The organism is Owariibacterium komagatae (genome assembly GCF_045865535.1).
GTDB classification, from domain to species: Bacteria; Bacillota; Clostridia; order Oscillospirales; family Ruminococcaceae; genus Ruthenibacterium; species Ruthenibacterium komagatae.
In genome coordinates this window covers 2,288,364-2,305,600 of the sequence record NZ_AP031406.1, presented here as the reverse complement: position 1 = coordinate 2,305,600, position 17,237 = coordinate 2,288,364, and the positions used below count along the sequence as shown (strand labels likewise).

The 17,237-nt window shown below is 60.1% G+C and carries 19 protein-coding genes and 1 riboswitch; of the genes, 8 read left to right on the top strand and 11 right to left on the bottom strand.

Features of this window, described 5'->3' with window-relative positions:
• Positions 1-9 precede the first annotated feature (9 nt).
• From argH to ACKTS9_RS11405, 9 genes are all read right to left on the bottom strand, one after another.
• The gene (argH, locus tag ACKTS9_RS11445) at positions 10-1,344 is read right to left on the bottom strand and encodes an argininosuccinate lyase (protein WP_349214749.1); all 1,335 of its coding nucleotides are present in this window, start codon (positions 1,342-1,344) and stop codon (positions 10-12) included.
• A gap of 19 nt (positions 1,345-1,363) precedes the next feature.
• The gene (locus tag ACKTS9_RS11440) at positions 1,364-2,134 is read right to left on the bottom strand and encodes a dimethylarginine dimethylaminohydrolase family protein (protein ID WP_407880897.1); all 771 of its coding nucleotides are present in this window, start codon (positions 2,132-2,134) and stop codon (positions 1,364-1,366) included.
• Positions 2,135-2,137: 3 nt separating this feature from the next.
• Entirely contained in the window at positions 2,138-3,358 is a 1,221-nt protein-coding gene (locus tag ACKTS9_RS11435) for an argininosuccinate synthase (protein ID WP_407880895.1), read from the bottom strand.
• 20 nt (positions 3,359-3,378) lie between these two features.
• Positions 3,379-4,101 (bottom strand): amino acid ABC transporter ATP-binding protein, encoded by a 723-nt coding sequence (locus ACKTS9_RS11430; protein WP_407880893.1) that lies wholly within the window; start codon positions 4,099-4,101, stop codon positions 3,379-3,381.
• Positions 4,088-4,810 carry an amino acid ABC transporter permease gene (locus ACKTS9_RS11425; protein WP_349214756.1) on the bottom strand — a complete coding sequence of 241 codons (723 nt, stop codon included), beginning with the start codon at positions 4,808-4,810 and terminating at the stop codon, positions 4,088-4,090. The genes ACKTS9_RS11430 and ACKTS9_RS11425 overlap by 14 nt, the downstream gene beginning before the upstream one ends.
• Positions 4,811-4,876: 66 nt before the next feature.
• On the bottom strand, positions 4,877-5,734 hold the full coding sequence (locus ACKTS9_RS11420; protein ID WP_407880890.1) for an ABC transporter substrate-binding protein: 858 nt from the start codon (positions 5,732-5,734) through the stop codon (positions 4,877-4,879).
• Between the two features lie 267 nt (positions 5,735-6,001).
• Positions 6,002-6,628: a helix-turn-helix transcriptional regulator gene (locus ACKTS9_RS11415; RefSeq protein ID WP_407880888.1), complete on the bottom strand. Its 627-nt coding sequence runs from the start codon at positions 6,626-6,628 to the stop codon at positions 6,002-6,004.
• 99 nt (positions 6,629-6,727) lie between these two features.
• Positions 6,728-7,234: a YcxB family protein gene (locus tag ACKTS9_RS11410; protein ID WP_349214761.1), complete on the bottom strand. Its 507-nt coding sequence runs from the start codon at positions 7,232-7,234 to the stop codon at positions 6,728-6,730.
• A gap of 12 nt (positions 7,235-7,246) precedes the next feature.
• Positions 7,247-8,953 (bottom strand): M3 family oligoendopeptidase, encoded by a 1,707-nt coding sequence (locus tag ACKTS9_RS11405; RefSeq protein ID WP_407880885.1) that lies wholly within the window; start codon positions 8,951-8,953, stop codon positions 7,247-7,249.
• A 152-nt stretch (positions 8,954-9,105) separates the two neighbouring features.
• Positions 9,106-9,203: riboswitch (THF riboswitch) on the top strand.
• A 75-nt stretch (positions 9,204-9,278) separates the two neighbouring features.
• Here ACKTS9_RS11405 and ACKTS9_RS11400 point away from each other — a divergent pair.
• Positions 9,279-9,830 carry a folate family ECF transporter S component gene (locus ACKTS9_RS11400; protein ID WP_407880883.1) on the top strand — a complete coding sequence of 184 codons (552 nt, stop codon included), beginning with the start codon at positions 9,279-9,281 and terminating at the stop codon, positions 9,828-9,830.
• Between the two features lie 116 nt (positions 9,831-9,946).
• On the top strand, positions 9,947-10,735 hold the full coding sequence (locus ACKTS9_RS11395) for a peptidoglycan-binding domain-containing protein (RefSeq protein ID WP_407880881.1): 789 nt from the start codon (positions 9,947-9,949) through the stop codon (positions 10,733-10,735).
• A gap of 36 nt (positions 10,736-10,771) precedes the next feature.
• Here ACKTS9_RS11395 and ACKTS9_RS11390 read toward each other — a convergent pair whose 3' ends face one another.
• Positions 10,772-11,653 carry a polyphosphate kinase 2 family protein gene (locus ACKTS9_RS11390; RefSeq protein WP_407880879.1) on the bottom strand — a complete coding sequence of 294 codons (882 nt, stop codon included), beginning with the start codon at positions 11,651-11,653 and terminating at the stop codon, positions 10,772-10,774.
• A 145-nt stretch (positions 11,654-11,798) separates the two neighbouring features.
• On the opposite strand from ACKTS9_RS11390, the gene ACKTS9_RS11385 reads away from it, so the two are divergent.
• From ACKTS9_RS11385 to ACKTS9_RS11360, 6 genes are all read left to right on the top strand, one after another.
• A complete protein-coding gene (locus ACKTS9_RS11385) occupies positions 11,799-12,518 on the top strand; it encodes a carboxymuconolactone decarboxylase family protein (RefSeq protein ID WP_407880877.1) in 720 nt (239 codons plus the stop codon).
• Positions 12,515-12,934 carry a cupin domain-containing protein gene (locus ACKTS9_RS11380; RefSeq protein ID WP_407880875.1) on the top strand — a complete coding sequence of 140 codons (420 nt, stop codon included), beginning with the start codon at positions 12,515-12,517 and terminating at the stop codon, positions 12,932-12,934. The genes ACKTS9_RS11385 and ACKTS9_RS11380 overlap by 4 nt, the downstream gene beginning before the upstream one ends.
• A gap of 14 nt (positions 12,935-12,948) precedes the next feature.
• Positions 12,949-14,070 (top strand): aldo/keto reductase, encoded by a 1,122-nt coding sequence (locus ACKTS9_RS11375; RefSeq protein WP_407880873.1) that lies wholly within the window; start codon positions 12,949-12,951, stop codon positions 14,068-14,070.
• A gap of 11 nt (positions 14,071-14,081) precedes the next feature.
• Positions 14,082-15,233, top strand: a complete 1,152-nt coding sequence (locus ACKTS9_RS11370; RefSeq protein ID WP_407880871.1) for an aldo/keto reductase — start codon at positions 14,082-14,084, stop codon at positions 15,231-15,233.
• 72 nt (positions 15,234-15,305) lie between these two features.
• Positions 15,306-15,743, top strand: coding sequence for a hypothetical protein (locus tag ACKTS9_RS11365; protein ID WP_407880869.1), 438 nt, complete (start codon positions 15,306-15,308; stop codon positions 15,741-15,743).
• Positions 15,744-15,831: 88 nt separating this feature from the next.
• A complete protein-coding gene (locus ACKTS9_RS11360; RefSeq protein WP_349216706.1) occupies positions 15,832-16,212 on the top strand; it encodes a MerR family transcriptional regulator in 381 nt (126 codons plus the stop codon).
• 39 nt (positions 16,213-16,251) lie between these two features.
• Here ACKTS9_RS11360 and ACKTS9_RS11355 read toward each other — a convergent pair whose 3' ends face one another.
• The gene (locus tag ACKTS9_RS11355) at positions 16,252-17,223 is read right to left on the bottom strand and encodes a nucleoside hydrolase (protein ID WP_349216707.1); all 972 of its coding nucleotides are present in this window, start codon (positions 17,221-17,223) and stop codon (positions 16,252-16,254) included.
• Between the last annotated feature and the right edge of the window lie 14 nt (positions 17,224-17,237).

Below are 17,237 nucleotides of genomic sequence, written 5' to 3'. Positions count from 1 at the left end.
GTTTCTGTTTCACAGCATCTCCTGCTTGTTTCCCATGTGCAGGATGGCATTGTAATCAATGGCCTGCCGCACGTCCGGCTCCAGCAGCGGCGAAAACTCCGCCAGCTCCGCATCGGTCAGGTCCTCGATGGCCTTTCCCTGCTCCTCGCAGTACAGCACCATCCTCCCCACCAGACCGTGGGCGTCCCGGAAGGGCATTCCCTTTTTCACCAGATAATCCGCCACTTCGGTGGCGTTCAAAAAGCCTTTTTTCACCGCGGCGGCCATGGCCTCCGGATGAGGCTGCATGGTGGCGACCATCCGCTCCATGCCTTCCAGGCTGTCCCGCACGATCTCCCAACTGGAATAGTAGGCTTCTTTATCTTCCTGCATGTCCTTGTTGTAGGCCAGCGGAAGCCCCTTCATCATGGTGAGCAGCGTGATGAGGTTGCCGTAAACATGACCCGTGCGTCCGCGCACCAGCTCGGCCCCGTCGGCGTTTTTCTTCTGCGGCATGATGCTGGACCCTGTGGTGTACCGGTCATCCAGCGTGATAAAGCCGAACTCCGCGCTGCTCCAGAGGATCAGTTCCTCCGCCATGCGGGACAAGTGCATCATCAACAGCGCATAAGCGCCCGTCATCTCGATCACATAATCCCGGTCCGACACACCGTCCAGAAAGTTGTTGCACGCGCTGGAAAAGCCCAGCTGCTTGGCAGTGTACGTGCGGTCAATGGGATGCGTGGTGCCCGCAAGCGCTCCGCAGCCCAAAGGGCACTGGTCCAGAAGGCTCAGGGCGTTGACAATGCGCCGGCGGTCCCGGTCCAGCATCTCCTGATAGGCCAGCAGATAATGTTTCATGGTGACCACCTGTGCCCGCTGCAGGTGGGTGTACCCCGGCATGATCCAGGGGTTCCGCTGGGCGGTTTCCGTCAGCGTGACGCAGAACCGCGCCAGCTGGCCGGCCACCTGACGGCCCGTCTGCCGCACAAACAGCTTCATGTCCGTATTCACCTGATCGTTGCGGCTGCGGGCGGTGTGCAGCTTTTTGCCCACCTCGCCCACCCGGCGGATCAGGTTCAATTCCACAAAGGTGTGCACGTCCTCGTACTCATTTGTATACGGCAGCGCCCCCGCTTTGTAGTCCGCCAGAATGCTGTTCAGGCCCTCTTTCAGGGTCTGGCCCTCCTGCAGAGTCAGCATGCCGCATTTTACCTGCATCTCCACATGGGCCAGACTTCCCGTCACGTCCGGCTCGATCAGCCAGGCGGTGGCGCAGTTGTCTCCGTTGAAGCGCTCCATCCAGGCGTCTTCGTCCTCTTTGAACCGGCCGCCCCACAGGCGGGTCTGGTATGCGTCGGCCATGATTCTTCCTCCCCTCGCTTCAAAAACGCAGGCTCAGGCAGCTCAGCCCGCCGTCGATCTTGCGGAACTCCGATGTGTCGCACACCAGCACCGGATATCCCAGCGCCTCCACCGCCGCCTGCACCGTGGGATACCCCGCGGGCACGATGACCTTGCCGTTCACCCAGATGCAGTTGGCCGCGTAGGCCTCTTCCGCAGGGATCTTCACCTTGTGGTAGCTTTCAAAAGCGGGTTTTGTGCAGAACTCGCCGGCCGTGAGCATGTTGTTGTTCTCCAGATACACCACGCCGGTTTTCAGGTGCAGCACCTCGGTCAGCGGCACGGCCACCACCTTGCAGCCGAACGGGCTCAAAATCTCGCCCAGCTGGCGAATGCCCTCGGCGTTGGTGCGGGCGGACTGCCCCACGTAGAATGTGTCGCCGCACATCATCACGTCGCCGCCCTCCAGCGTGCCGGGGTCCGTGATGTGAAAGATTTTGTCCTTGGGATAGAACTGCTCCAGCACCGGCTCGATGGCCGCCGTCTCCCCCTTGCGGCTGGGCGCGCCGGGATTGGTGATCACCGCGCAGTATTTGGTCACAATGGCCGGGTCCTCCACAAAGCAGGAATCGGGATACGCCTCATCCGCGGGCAGCACCGTCACATCCACACCGCACTGCTTCAGCGTCTCCACATACGCCGCGTGCTGGGCCAGCGCCTTCTCGTAGTCGGGCGTTCCCAGTTCGGGGTGGTCGGTGATGCCGTTGATCATGGCTTTGCAGGGAATTTTTACGATCACATGCTGAAACACGATTCATTCCTCCCAATTCTGTTTGAGCTTGGCCTGCACGGTGATGGGCAGACCGAACAAATGGATGAAGCCGGCGGAATCCTTCTGGTCGTAGATCTGGTCTTCTCCAAAGGTGGCCAGCTCCTCGCTGTACAGGCTGTACGGCGACGTGGTGCCCGCGGGGATGATATTCCCCTTGTACAGTTTCAGCTTCACATCGCCGGTGACGGTCTTCTGCGTCTCGGTGACAAAGGCGGAAAGCGCCTGCCGCAGCGGCGTATACCACTGGCCGTTGTACACCAGGTCCGCAAATTTGTGCGCCACCAGCGCTTTGTAATGGGCCGTCTCCTTGTCCAGGCACAGCATTTCCAGCTGCTTGTGTGCAAAGTAGAGGATGGTGCCGCCCGGCGTCTCGTATACGCCGCGGCTCTTCATGCCCACCAGACGGTTCTCCACAATGTCGATCAATCCCACGCCATTGGCGCCGCCCAGCTGGTTCAGAGTGCGCACGATGTCGCTGCCCTTCATGGGCTTGCCGTCCACCGCCGTGGGCACGCCCTTTTCAAAGTGGATGGTCACATAGGCGGGCTTGTCGGGCGCCTGCAGGGGGCTGACCCCCATCTCCAGAAAGCCCGGTTTCTCATACTGGGGCTCCTGCGCCGGGTCTTCCAGGTCCAGTCCCTCGTGGCTCAGATGCCACAGGTTCTTGTCCTTGGAATAGTTGGTGGCCCGGTCGATTTTTAGCGGCACGTTGTGGGCCTCGGCGTAGTCGATCTCCTCCTCGCGGCTCTTGATGTCCCACTCGCGCCAGGGTGCGATAATGGGCATATCCGGAGCATGGGCGCGGATGGCCAGCTCAAACCGGACCTGGTCGTTGCCCTTGCCGGTGCAGCCGTGGCAAATGGCGTCGCAGCCCTCTTTTTGGGCGATCTCCACCAGCTTTTTGCCGATGATGGGCCGGGCGAAACTGGTTCCCAGCAAATACCCGTCCTCATACACGGCCCCCGCCTGCAGGGTGGGGAACACATAATCCTCCACAAATTCATCCACCAGATCCAGCACATACAACTTGGAAGCGCCGGTCTTCAGCGCCTTCTCCTCCAGTCCGTCCAGCTCGGTGCCCTGGCCCACGTCCGCCGAAGCGGCAACGACCTCGCACCCGTAGTTTTCCTTCAGCCAGGGAATGATGATGGATGTATCCAATCCGCCGGAGTAAGCCAGCAGAACTTTTTTATATTGTTTCATGAGAAACCGCCTCCTGTATTTTAAAGCACTTTGGACAAAAACGCCTGCAAACGCGCGTTCTGCGGATGGGCGAAGAAATCGGCCGGCGCGTTTTGCTCCATGACCTGCCCCTCGTCCATGAACAGCACCCGGGTGGCCACCTCCCGGGCAAACCCCATCTCGTGGGTCACAATGACCATGGTCATTCCTTCCTCGGCCACTTCCCGGATCAGGTCCAGCACCTCGCCTACCATTTCCGGGTCCAGCGCGCTGGTGGGTTCGTCAAACAGCAGCACTTCCGGGTCCATGGACAGCGCCCGCACAATGGCAATGCGCTGTTTCTGCCCGCCGGACAGCCGGCTGGGATAGGTGTCCGCCCGGTCCCACAGGCCGATGCGCCGCAAAAGCGTCTCGGCTTTGGCGTCCGCCTCGTCCTGGGTCTGCAATTTCAGCTGCACCGGCGCCAGCGTGATGTTCTGCCGCACGGTCAGATGCGGGAACAGATTGAAATGCTGGAACACCATGCCCACGTGGCGGCGCACGGCGTTGATGTCCGTGCTCTTGGCCGTGATGTCCTGCCCTTTGTACAAAATCTGCCCGCCGGTGGGCTTTTCCAGCAGATTCAGGCAGCGCAGAAAGGTGGATTTGCCGGAGCCGGACGGCCCGATGATCGCCACTTTTTCTCCCTGCCGGATGGTCTCGTTGATCCCCCGCAGCACCGGCACGCCCTGAAACTCTTTGGAAAGGTCTTTAATTTCGATCACTTTGTGCCATCCTCCTCTCCACGCGCTTTTGCACCGCGGTGATGGCGATGACCAGCAGCAGATACACCAGCGCCGCCAGGTACAGCGGCACACTGTTGAAGGTGATGCCGCGCACGCCGTCCGCCGCTTTGGTCAGGTCACGCACGGCGATGTAACCCGCCACACTGGTCTCTTTCAACAGGGCGATAAACTCATTAAACAGCGCCGGCAAAATGTTTTTCACCGCCTGCGGCAGCACGATGCGCCGCATGGTCACCCCATAGCTCAGCCCCAGGCTGCGGCCCGCCTCCATCTGCCCCGGGTCCACCGACCCGATGCCGCTGCGGGCCACTTCGGCCAGGTATGCGCCTGAGTTGATGCCGAACCCCACAATGCACACCAGCAGGCCGTCCGCACTGGCCAGCGCCACGGTATACAAAATCAACAGCTGTACAATTACCGGCGTGCCCCGGATGACGGTGGTGTACAGGCTGCACACCTTGCCCACCAGCTTCTGCAGGCCGTTTTTTTCCGGGCCGCACCACACGCGCAGCAGCGCCACGGTCAGACCGATGAGAATGCCGATGGCCAGGGCACACACCGTGATCAGCAGCGTGTTGCCCAGGCCTTCCAGATATACCAGCCATCGGTCTTTGTAGACGGTGGCCTTATAAATGTCGTTCAGCACGGTCTGTCCCCAGGCCGTGAGATTGCTCCAGAACTGCTCCAAACCCCGCACCTTCCTTGAAAGGCGCGGGCGGCCATCCGCCCGCGCCGCGCTTTGTCAACTGCTCGCTCAGTTCTCCGAGGCCGCCGCTTCGTGCTCGGTCATGGACTGGGCAATGGCGTCCGCGTTTTCCGCGATCACCTGATTGGCCAGTTCCACCAGATCCTCATGACCCTTGGCCACCGCCAGCGCGTAATCTTCCTGGGTGACCATCTCTTCCAGCATTTTCAGCTGTCCGTCATAGGTTTTCACCAGGCTTGCCGCCGCCACATTGTCCAGCACTGCCGCGTCCGCCTTGCCGTTGGCCAGCGCCGACGCGCATTCCACGGCGTTTTTGAACTGCAGAAGGTCTGTCAGGCCCAGCTCTTCCTGCGCATAGATGTCGCCGGTGGTGGTGGCCTGCACCGTCGCGGTGTATTCGCCGCTCTTCAGCTGCTCTACGTCGGTGATCTCACTGTCTGCCGGCAGCAAAAGCACCTGCCCCGCCGTGGCGTAAGTGTCGGTGAAATCCACCTGCTCGGCACGCTCCGGCGTCACGGTCATAGCCGCGCCGATCATGTCGCCTTTTCCGCTTTTCAGCGCCTCTACCAGCAGGTTGAAGTCCATGTCCAGCACTTCGTATTCCACGCCCAGCTCGTCGGCGATCATCTGTCCCACGTCGATGTCCACACCCGCGGGCTGACCGTCGGCGCCCAAATACTCAAAGGGCGGGAAGCCCGTGGCCGTCATCAGCGTGAACACACCTTTTTCCTTGATGGCGTCCAGCGTGGGCGTGGCGGATTCTCCCTCCTGAGACTCCGCACCGGCCTGTGAAGCCGAAGATACCGTGGACGCGGCTGTGGATGCCGAACTGGAATCCGCCCCGCCGCAGCCGGCCAGAGCCAGCACCATCAAAAACGCGCAAACCAATGCAAATTTCTTTTTCATCTTTACAAACCCCTTTCCATCCCCATGCGGTCCGCAGCCGCTTGTTTTGTGATGTTGTGAGTATTGTAATTGAATATTTATTCTATGTCAACGCATTTTATTAATTTTGTATATAATTACAAGATTTTCTCGGGAATCCCCTGATTTAATTAGCAATTTATGTATTTTTATTACAAATATGTGACTATATATTTTGCATATCTGCATTTTTATGCTTAAAATAAAAGAACAGTATGCATTTTTTGAATGCATACTGCTAAAATTTATTCATTTCTTTTTCATCCAAACACCCAGGCACACCACCGCGTATACCAGCATCGGAAGCGCCGCGGACAAAACAAGCTGCACCAAAATCGACCCGCTGCTGTTCAGCCAGGGCAGCAGACGCCGAAGGACCGCCATGCCCCACACACCTGCCAGCCGGGACGGCGCCAGAGCCATCGCCCATACGGCAGTCCGGTAAAATGCCCGCGGAGAGAAGGCGCATTCCCCTCTGGCCCGTCCTGCCTCAAACAGCGGGATGGACAAAAAGGACAGCGCTGCCGCCGGAAGTGCCAGCGCATCCGCATCTCCCAGGCTCAGCGGCCCCACGCCGCCCAGCGCGCACAAAAAGAGCACGCCCCACACCACAGCCGTCCCGCCGGCCAGAATCGCGGCAGCGCCCTGGCAGTATGGTCTCTTTCGGATGGTTTGCAGCGGCGCAAGCCCCAGCAAACTGTCCACCGACACGCCGTACAGCCGGCTGAGCGCCATCAGCTTGTCCACATCCGGTGTGCTTTGCCCGGTCTCCCATTTGCTGACGGCCTGCCGGGACACCCCCAGCTTTTCCGCCAGTTTTTCCTGGGAAAGCCCTGCTTTCTCCCGCAGCAAAAGCAAATTCTGTTCCAATGTCATTGCAAGCGCCTCCTTTTTTCTTCATGATACAAAAAAGCCGCGCCCGTAGTCCACCAGGCGCGGCTGGAAAATGCGCAACCATCCGTTGCAATTTACGGTTCAGCGCACATTGGGCGCTTTGTGCCGCAGAAACGTGGGAAATCCTTCCACGTCGCCAACGGCAAACCCCGCCTTGGCAAGCGCATAGCAGTTTCCCTTGTCCGTGTACAAAAAGAAGAAATTTTTCGTCTCGACCCACCGCACAATGTGGCCGTACCCCATGTGGTCCGGCACACCCTGCGCAGAGATCTGGTTCACGGTAAATCCGTCGTCGTAAAACTGAATCAGCAGACGCATGTCCTCGCCAAACAGTGCGCGATACTTGTGGGTCTGGCGCGCCAGATAAATGGCCGGCGCCATGGCGCCCAGCAAAAACAGCACCAAACCCAGCACAAAAAACACCACCGCATGGGTCACTGCGTCGTGCGCCACCAGACCGGCGCCCACGCACAGCAGCACAAGACCGCCGACGATGAGCACGATCCGGTCCGCTTTATGCGCCACCGAAAAAATTTCCTCTGTGGCCTCTTTGCTCCAGATGGCCGTATTGCCAAACAACGGCTGCATGGTTCTCACTCCTCACATATTTTTTTGCAGCGTCCGGTCCTGCTGTTCGATCCAGTCGGCCACTTCGCCGCCCAGACGCCGCAGCGTTCCTTCCCGGAAGGGGCTTTCAAAGCCCGCGGCCGCCACCAGGCCCGGATAGCTCTCGGTGCCGGCCTTTTCCACCAGCGCCAGATACCGGTTCCAGGCATCCTCTTTGTCCTTCAGGAACGCGGTAAAGAACTGCAGGGCGACGGTTTGCGCCAAACAGTAGTCCAAATAGTAGAACGGCACCTCATAGATGTGCAGCTGCCGCTGCCAACCGGCGCCGCGCCCGTAGAAGGGCAGCCCGTCAAAATCGATCCAGGGCCGGTACTCCTTTTCCAGGCGGGCCCAGACCTCGTTGCGCTCATCACAGCTCATATCCGGATTGGCATACACGATGTGCTGAAATTCGTCCACCATGGTGCCGTACGGCAAAAAGCAGATGGCATCTTCCGCATGGGACAGCTGGTACCGGTCCGTGTCCTCCCGGAAGAACAGATGATGATAGTCGGAAGTCAGGAACTCCATGGACATGGAGTGGATCTCGCAGCTCTCCATGCCCGGCTCCTCCACAATGGCGGGCAGCTCGCGCTTGGCGGCGACCCAGGCGGCAAAGGCGTGGCCTGCTTCATGGGTCAGCACGTCCACATCATCGGCCGTGGCGTTGAAGTTGGAAAAAATGAACGGCTGTTTGTAGTCCGGCAGATACGTGCAGTAACCGCCGGGCGCCTTGCCGGGTTTTGAGAGCACGTCAAAGCACTCCGACGCGAACATCTCCTGAATAAAGGCCGCTGTTTCGGGGCTCAGCTCCTGGTACATTTTGCGGCCGGCCGCCAGAATTTCATCCGGCGTTCCCTTGGGCGCGGGGTTGCCCTGCGCAAAGCAGAAACCGTCGTCGTAGAACTTGGGGTCCTGCACGCCGGTGCGGGCGTGCTGCAGCGCCTTCAGGCGGGCCACCACAGGCACGATGTCCCGTTTGACGCCGGCCCGGTAGGCAGCCATATCTTCCAGCGTATAGCCAATGCGCCGCATGCGGATGGCGCCCAGCGGAATGAAGTTCTCATATCCCATGGCGCGGGCCTGCCGGGTGCGGTTTTTCACCAGCTTGTCGTACAGCTCGTCCAGTTCTTTCCGGTGACTGTCAAACCAGGCGCCCTCGGCCTCATAGGCGGCTTTGCGCACCGCCCGGTCCGGGTCCATTTTATACGGCGCCATCTGGCTCACGGTCAGCACCTTGCCGTCAAAGGGGATCTGCGCCGAAGCATACAGCTTCTGATAGGCGGTGGTCAGCCGGTTTTCCTCGGCCATCAGCTCCAGCACCTCGGGGGTCTGGCTCTTCACATCGATCTCCATTTTATCAAACACAATGGAGCCCAGTTTTTCCTCCATCTCCTTGCGGAAGGGCGATGCCAGCAGGGCGCGGTACACGTCCAGCTGCCGGTCCGCCAGAACCGGGCTGTTCTCATCAAAGAACTCCCGCTCTTTCTCATAAAAAGCATCCCGGGTATCCACCGTGTGGCGGATCTCCGCCAGAGTTGCCATCGTACTCACATGACGGCACAGCGTATCAAAGCTGGCATACAAATCCAGCTGCGCCTCGGCGCTGTCCGCCGTCTCGATCTGCTCGCGCAGCCAGGTCAGCGCCGACAGCGTCTGCTCCAGGTCCGGGCGCGCGTACTGCATTTCACTGAATTTCATGAAGGCATCTCCTTGTCGTCGTAAATCTCTTCTATTTTAGCATGTACGGCCGCCGGAGAAAAGATACAAACTGTTCAAAGCTTTTCACGGCGAAGCGCTGTTTCTGTACAGAACTTGCAACCGGGCGCCGCACCTGCTATAATAGGGCCGAACGCAGAGTAGAGGCCTGCGCGTTAAGTGCCGTTCCGACGGGGAGTTGCGGGACGGACGAAAAGCACCGCTTGCGGTGCAGGCTTCGCATCCCGCTGCTGCATACCGGAACCGGAAGGCCCTGGGCCTTTTTGCCTCCTTTATGCGGCAACAAACGCATAAAGGAGGTTTTTTTATGCTCGAAAAAAATCCGTTTGTCTCTCTGGCCGGCCGCCTGCGCGCCGGACTGGAGGAAATCCATCGCCTCTCCAGTATGGTGGGAACCGCCATGCTGGCCGCTCTTCATCTGGTCCTCAATCAGTTCACCTTTGCGGTGAGCCAGTTTCTGGAGATCGGCTTCACCTTTCTGGCCACCGCCTCGGCCGCCTATCTGTACGGGCCCTGGCTCGCGGGGCTGATGGGCATTGTCGCCGACACGCTGGGCTATTTTCTGCGGCCCAACGGCACCTATTTCCCCGGCTGGACGCTGAATGAATTTCTGCTGGGCTTTCTGTACGGGTGCTGGCTGTACAAAAAGCCCGTCACCCTCTGGCGTACCTTTGCCGCCTGCCTGTCCGCCGTGCTGCTGATCAACCTGTGCCTGACGCCCCTTTGGCTGCACCTTGTGTACGGCAACGCCTTTGTGATCACCGGCCTGCGCCTGGTAAAAAACCTGATCAAGCTTCCCATCGACACGTTGCTGCTGTACACGCTTTTGAAAGCGCTGCAGGCCCGCCGCAAAGGGTAAGTGCCGCGCACACTCCCCTCTCCCCGTGCATAGCATGGAGTGTGGCGCACATCTTTCTAAAAGCCGCCCGCCGGGCGGCTTTTTTTATCGCGCCGCAATCAAAAGGAGGTTTTTCTATGGCACAGACAATCGAGACATCCGGCCCGGTCTATCCCGGCCGCGTCCTGCAGACCGGCTCGTCCGGCAGCGAGGTGGCCCGGATGCAGACCTATCTCAACGCCCTGCAAAAGGCAGGCTATCCCACGCTGAAAACACTGACGGTCGACGGCCAGTACGGCGCGGCCACCGCCAACACCGTCAAGCAGTTTCAGGCGCTGAAGGGGCTTTCCATTGACGGCAAGATCGGCCCCGCCACCTGGAACGCCATCGTGGCGGCTTACAACGCCGCCTACAACGGCAGCGCCGACACCTGGCCCGGCATCACGCTGCGCTCCGGTTCCACCGGGCAGGACGTGCGCCACATGCAGATGCGGCTGAACCAGGTGGCCACCCTGTATCCGGGCATCAACAAGCAGACCGAGGACGGTCAGTATGGCTCCAACATGTCCAACGCGGTGCGCCGCTTCCAAAGTCAGTTCGGTCTGACCGCCGATGGCCAGCTGGGCAAAAACACCTGGAACGCCATTGTATCGGTGCACAACGCCGAAAGCACCACCACCCCCACACAGGTGACCACGCCCTATTCCGGCACGGCCATGCGCACCGGCTCTTCGGGCGATTACGTGCGCTTTCTGCAAAGCTATCTCAACGCGCTGGGCGCAAAACTGACCGTAGACGGCCAGTTCGGCACGGCCACCAGCCGTGCCACTCAGCAGTTCCAGGCCAAAGCCGGTCTGCCCATCGACGGTGTGGTGGGCAGCGCCACCTGGGCCAAACTGATTCCCGCGTTCAACGGCACCCTGTAACGCAAAAAAGCCCCGGCCTTGCGGCCGGGGCTTTTTTTATTCTTCTGTCTGCAGCATCCATTTGCAGGCGGCCAGGTCCCGCCGCTTTTCCTCGGGCAGTTCCGGATAGGCCGGGTCCGCTTCCTCCAGCACCTTGCGCACCACTTCCGACACAAGGAACCGGGCATACCACTTCTGATCCGCAGGGATCACGTACCAGGGACTGTGCTTGGTGGCCGTTGCGTTGATGGCCGCCTCGTAGGCTTTCATGTACTCGTCCCAGTGGGCCCGCTCTTTTAAATCGCTCTCGGAAAATTTCCAGTTTTTCTCCGGCACGTCGATCCGTTCCAAAAAGCGCTGCTTCTGTTTTTTGCGGGATACGTTGAGAAAGATCTTCACCACACGGTAGCTGTTTTCATACAGATATTCCTCAAAATCCCGAATCTGCAGATAGCGCTTTCCGAAAAAGTCCTTGTCCGACGCGTCGATGCACCGGTCCGCCATGGCGTAGCTCTTCTGCATCCGGTGCACTTTCACCACCAGCACGTCCTCGTAGTAAGAGCGGTTGAAAATGGCGATTTTACCACGCTCCGGCAGGGCCTTGTGGGCGCGCCACAAATAGTCGTGGCGCAGTTCCTCGCTGGTGGGCTGCTTAAAGCTGACCACATCCACACCCTGGGGATTCACCCCGCGCATCACATGCTTGATGGTGCTGTCTTTGCCTGCGGCGTCCATAGCCTGCAGCACCACCACGATGCCCTCTTTGCCCGCCGCGTACAGCTTGTCCTGCAGCGCGGCAATGCGCGCCAGGTTCTTCTCTGTATAAGCCAGATAGGTTTCCTTGTCCTTCTTGGTCAGGCCGTCGCCTTTGGCATTGGTGGGCAGGCTCTCCAGTTCCAGCTCCTGCTTTCCGTTGAAACAATATTCACGCAGCCCCATGAAAGCCGCCCCCTTCCTTTTTTATAGTATACCACGCCCCGCCGAAAATGTGTGAACCCCGTGGGAATTTTTTTGCAAATCTCTTGACTTGGAGTATACTCCAGGGTGTACAGTAAAAGCAACGAATCCTCGGGAGGGATGCTGTATGTGTGAATCATTCCGTGAGACCGATCCGGAATTTTCCGCTTTCTTTGAAGATTTTGCCCGTCAGCAGGCGCCCCGGCACTGCGGGCTGACCGAGCCGGTGCGCTTTCTGGTGCTGCTGTCTGCCCTGGCCGCCTGCGGCGGACCGGAGCTGTACGCCAGCACCCTGAACGACGCGCTGGACGCAGGCCTGACACCGGTGCAGGCCCGGGAGATTCTGTACCACACGGTGCCTTACGCGGGTTACGCACGGGTCCAACCCTGCTTTGCGGCGGCCAATCAGGTCTTCCGCGCGCGGGGCGTTGCCTTGCCGCTGCCTGCGCAGAGCACCACCACCCCGGCGACCCGTTTTGAAAAAGGGCTTGCCGTGCAAAAGCAGCTGTTCGGGGCCGAGCAGATCGAAACCATGCGCGCTTCGGCGCCGGCGGACCAGAAACCCATCCAGGACTTTTTGTCCGCCAACTGCTTCGGAGATTACTACACCCGCGGCGGGCTGGACGCGCAGCAGCGGGAGCTGGTCACCTTTGCGGTTCTGGCGGCCATGGGCGGCTGCGAGCCCCAGCTGACCGCCCACATCCGTGCCAATCTGGGCGCGGGCAACGACCGTTCCGTGCTGATGGGCGCTGTGACGGCGCTGGTGCCCTACATCGGGTATCCCCGCAGCCTGAACGCCATCCGCTGCATCACCGAAGTCACACCAAACGAAGGAGAAACGCTATGAATGAATCCGAGATCCGGGCCGCTCTCGGCCCCGGCGCTGTCTTCCCCGTCGGTGGGGAGAATACCGCCTTTGCACAGTATTTTGTAGGAACAAGCTATTTGACCATGCTCACCACACAGGGTGTGGGCGTGGGCAACGTCACCTTTGAACCGGGGTGCCGCAACAACTGGCACATCCATCACAAAGGAGGTCAGATCCTTCTGGTAACAGCCGGCCGCGGCTGGTATCAGGAGTGGGGCCAGCCCGCCCGCGCGCTGAAGCCCGGCGACGTAGTCAATATCCCGCCCGAAGTCAAGCACTGGCACGGCGCGGCCCGGGACGCCTGGTTCCAGCACCTGGCACTGGAAGTTCCCGCACAGGGCGCGTCCAACGAATGGCTGGAGCCGGTGGACGAGATGGCCTACAACGAGCTTTGAAGCAGGAGGCAGTCATGTTGAAAAAACTCGGCTTCGGCATGATGCGCCTTCCCCTCACAGCGGGCGGCGCAGACAAAGACGTGGATCTGGAGCGGGTGGCGCCCATGGTGGATGCCTTTCTGCAGCGGGACTTTTGCTATTTTGACACCGCGTATATGTATCACGGCGGGTGCAGCGAAGAAGTGGTGCGCAAGGCGCTCACCCAGCGCCATCCTCGCTCCCGCTTTTTGCTGGCGGACAAAATGCCTGTGATGATGTTGCAGAAAAGCAGCGATCAGCCGCGCATTTTTGAGCAGCAGCTGGCCCGGTGCGGCGTGGATTACTTTGACTTTTATCTTCTGCACAGCCTGACGGCCACACATTACGAGACCGCCTGCCGCCTGGACACCTTTGCCTTTGCCCGCCAGCAGAAGGCCGAGGGCCGCATTCGCCGGCTGGGCTTTTCCTTCCACGACAGCGCACAGGTGCTGGACCGGATCCTGACCGAGCATCCCGAGGTGGATTTCGTGCAGCTTCAAATCAATTATCTGGACTGGGAGGACGCTTCTGTGCAGTCCCGCCTCTGCTACGAGACCGCCCTGCGCCACGGGAAATCCGTGACCGTAATGGAGCCGGTGAAGGGCGGCACGCTGGCCACCCTGCCTCAGGCGGCATTGGAACGGATGCGCCGGATCCATCCGGACTGGAGCGCGCCGGTCTGGGCGCTGCGCTTTGCCGCCGGCCTGGAAAACGTACAGATGGTCCTCAGCGGCATGTCCACGCTGGAACAGGTGGCGGAAAACACCGCCGCAATGGAACACACGCCGCCCTTTGATGCAGCCGAGCGCGCCGCTGTGGCCGGTGCTGCCGCCCTGCTCCGTCAGGCAGCCGCGGTCCCCTGCACCGGGTGCCGTTACTGCGTGGATGGCTGCCCTGCCCATATCCCCATTCCCCGCTATTTTGAGCTGTACAATACCGATTTGGGCACCGGCGGAAATACGTTTGACACGCACCAGGCCTATTATGAAAACTACGGCCCCACCCATGGGAAAGCCTCGGATTGCATTGGCTGTGGCGCCTGTGTGCGGGTATGCCCCCAGCACATTGCCATTCCGGACCGCCTGAAAGAGGTGGCCCGCCATTTTGAAACCGACTGAGGAGGAACTCTATGAATTATCGTGAACTGGGACGCACCGGCCTGATGGTCAGCGAAATCGGCCTTGGGTGCGAGGGATTTGTGGACCACGACGGCGAGCTGGTGGAGCCGCTGCTGAACGCGGCGGAGCAGGCCGGTGTCAACTGCCTGGATCTGTATTCGCCGGACCCGGAAATGCGCAGCCGGCTGGGCCGGGCGCTGAAGGGACGCCGGAACCGGTTTATCCTGCAGGCCCATTTGTGCACTGTCTGGAAGGACGGCCAGTATAAGCGCACCCGGGACATCCGCGAGGTGCGCGCCGGATTTGAAGACCTGCTGACCCGGCTGGAGACCGACCATGTGGAAATCGGCATGATCCATTATGTGGATTCGCTGGAAGACTGGAACGGCGTGCAGAACGGCCCGGTGATGGACTACGCCCGTCAGCTGAAAGCCCAGGGGCGTATCGGCTGCATCGGCCTGTCCAGCCACAATCCCGTGGCGGCCGCCGCGGCCGTGGAAAGCGGGCTCATCGACGTTCTGATGTTCAGCGTGAACCCCTGTTATGACCTGCAGCCCGCCGGTGAGGACTGCGAGGCCCTTTGGAGCGGGGCCAGTTACGAAAAGGAACTGACCAACATGGACCCCGACCGGGCACGGCTGTACGAGCTGTGCGAAACCCGGGGTGTGGGCATCACCGTGATGAAAGCCTTTGGCGGCGGCGATTTGCTGAACGAAAAACTGTCGCCCGCGGGCCGGGCACTGACGGCGTGCCAGTGCATTCACTATGCGCTGACCCGTCCCGCCGTGGCGGCGGTGATGACGGGTGCTCACACCGTGGCCGAGCTGGAACAGAGCCTTGCCTACGAGACCGCCGGCGAGGACGAGCGGGATTATGCCGCGGCGTTTTCCTCTTTCCCACGGATCAGCTGGAACGGCCACTGCATGTACTGCGGCCACTGCGCGCCCTGCCCCAAGGGCATCGATGTAGCCGCCGTCACCAAGTTTCTGAACCTGGCCCGCGCCCAAAACGGCGTGCCGGAGACAGTGCGGGAGCATTATGCTGTTCTGCCCCACAAAGCGGACGAGTGTGTCGCTTGTGGCGCCTGCACCCGCCGCTGCCCCTTTGGTGTGGATGTGGTTGCCAACATGAACGAGGCGGCCCAGCTGTTTGGCCGTCCCTGACCGAACTTTGTCAATTGTACGCGGTGCGGCCTGGCCGGATTCTGTCCCGCAGGGGAAAGGAAGGATGGAACGATGAAGCAAATCATCATTCGCAGAGACGCGGTGTTTGCTTTGCATGCAAACGTCTCTCTGAAAGGCTATCCCTCTTATGATATTCCGCTGCCGTCGCCGGAAGCGGCCGGCCCGCTGCTGAAGGACGTGGTAAAGGAAGAACTCCCCTTGGACACGCTCCTTCGGGAGTATCAGCAGGTCATGGCAGGCGAGGATTCCGCAGTATTTGCCCGGATGTACCAAATCAGCGAAACAAGCGGTCTTGTGATCGACGGGCACATCTGTCTCTACCATTGCGACCCGTGTCCCGTATGGGTCCGTTTTGAGGAGAAGCAATGGGCCTATATGAGCGGCCGAAAATATCTCGCGGACGCCTGGTGGTTTGAGGATGCCGAAATCCTGAAAGATATTCAAACCATGAATCTGATTGATTTTCTGGAAAAGTACAAGGGCTGGTGAAGGGGCGCGGCCGCCTCTGGCCCCGTCTTTTTTCCGCAACCGGGATGTGATTCCCGGGAACAGCACATGCCGAGAGGAGGGACAAACCATGACCATTGCGCAGGTGAGTCAGAAATACGGTGTCTCTGCGGACACTCTGCGTTATTACGAGCGCATCGGCCTGATTCCGCCGGTGCACCGCAGCGCCGGCGGCATTCGGGACTACGACGAAACCGACTGCGGCTGGGTGGAATTCATCAAATGCATGCGGGCGGCCGGGCTTCCCATTGAAGCGCTGATTGAATATGTGGCCCTGTTCCAGCAGGGAGATGATACGCTTCCCGCCCGGAAAGCGCTTTTGCTGGAGCAGCGGGAGCAGCTGGCGCAGCGCATTGCCGACTTGCAGGCGGTGCTGGACCGGCTGGACCGCAAGATTCAGGTATACGATGAAAAGTGCGTTGCCATGGAACGGCTGCTGCGCCGTCCCTGACAAAAAAGAGCGGACCTTCAAAAGGTCCGCTCTTTTTTATCAGCAAAGAATCTCTTTTACCATCCGGCTGAACCGGTCCTTGTCAGCACTCAACGCCACGCACGCATTGGGCTGTTTGTCTTTGTAGCGCTTGTCCACGTCGCAGATGCTCATGCCGTCTGCCGCGCCGCCGGCAATGTCGATGTCCACATAGGTGTGCACCACATTCTGCAGCACGTCCGGATCGATCACCGCGCACACGGCCAGTGCATCGTGAATGGGCACGGTGTCGATGTCCGCCATGGGCTGCCACACCTTGTACCCGGCCTGCCGGTGCCGGATGAACCGGGCCGTGGCCTTTCCGGCCGGCGTGCCGCTGCTTTCCAGTGCGTCGGCGTCCGCCAGAGACAAAACCGCTTTGTGCGTAGCGTCCAGAGGAACAACCGTGATGTCGCAGCCGCTGTCCATGACGATCTTGGCGGCTTCGGGGTCCACCCAGAAGTTGAACTCCGCCGAGGGGGTGATGTTCACTTCCTTGTATCCGCCGCCCATGATGACGATCTGCTTGATTTTCTGGGCGATGCGCGGCTCGATGCGCAAAGCCATGGCAATGTTGGTCAGCGGACCTACAGGGATCAGGGTGATGTCCCCATCCGACTTCATCAGCGTATCGATCAGCCAGAACACCGCGTGCTCGGGCTGGGTGTGAATGGTCGAGGGAGGAAGCTCCACATAATCGCCGTGGATGTTGTTGGAGTCCATCTCGCCTGTGGCGGGAATGCCGTCTCTGCGGCCCGGCGTCAGGGTGGACACCATGGGCAGACTGCAGCCGCGGTAGACAGGAATACGGTCCTGCAGGCCCAGATATTCCACCACGCGCAGGGTGTTTTCGGTGGTGAAGTCGATGCCGCGGTTTCCGTTCACCGAGCATACGCCCAGCAGCTCCACGTCCGGAGACAGTGCCGCCAGCATAATTGCCACTGCGTCATCGGTGCCGGTATCCACGTCCAGAATCACTTTTTGTTTTTCCATCTTTGCTCTCCTTT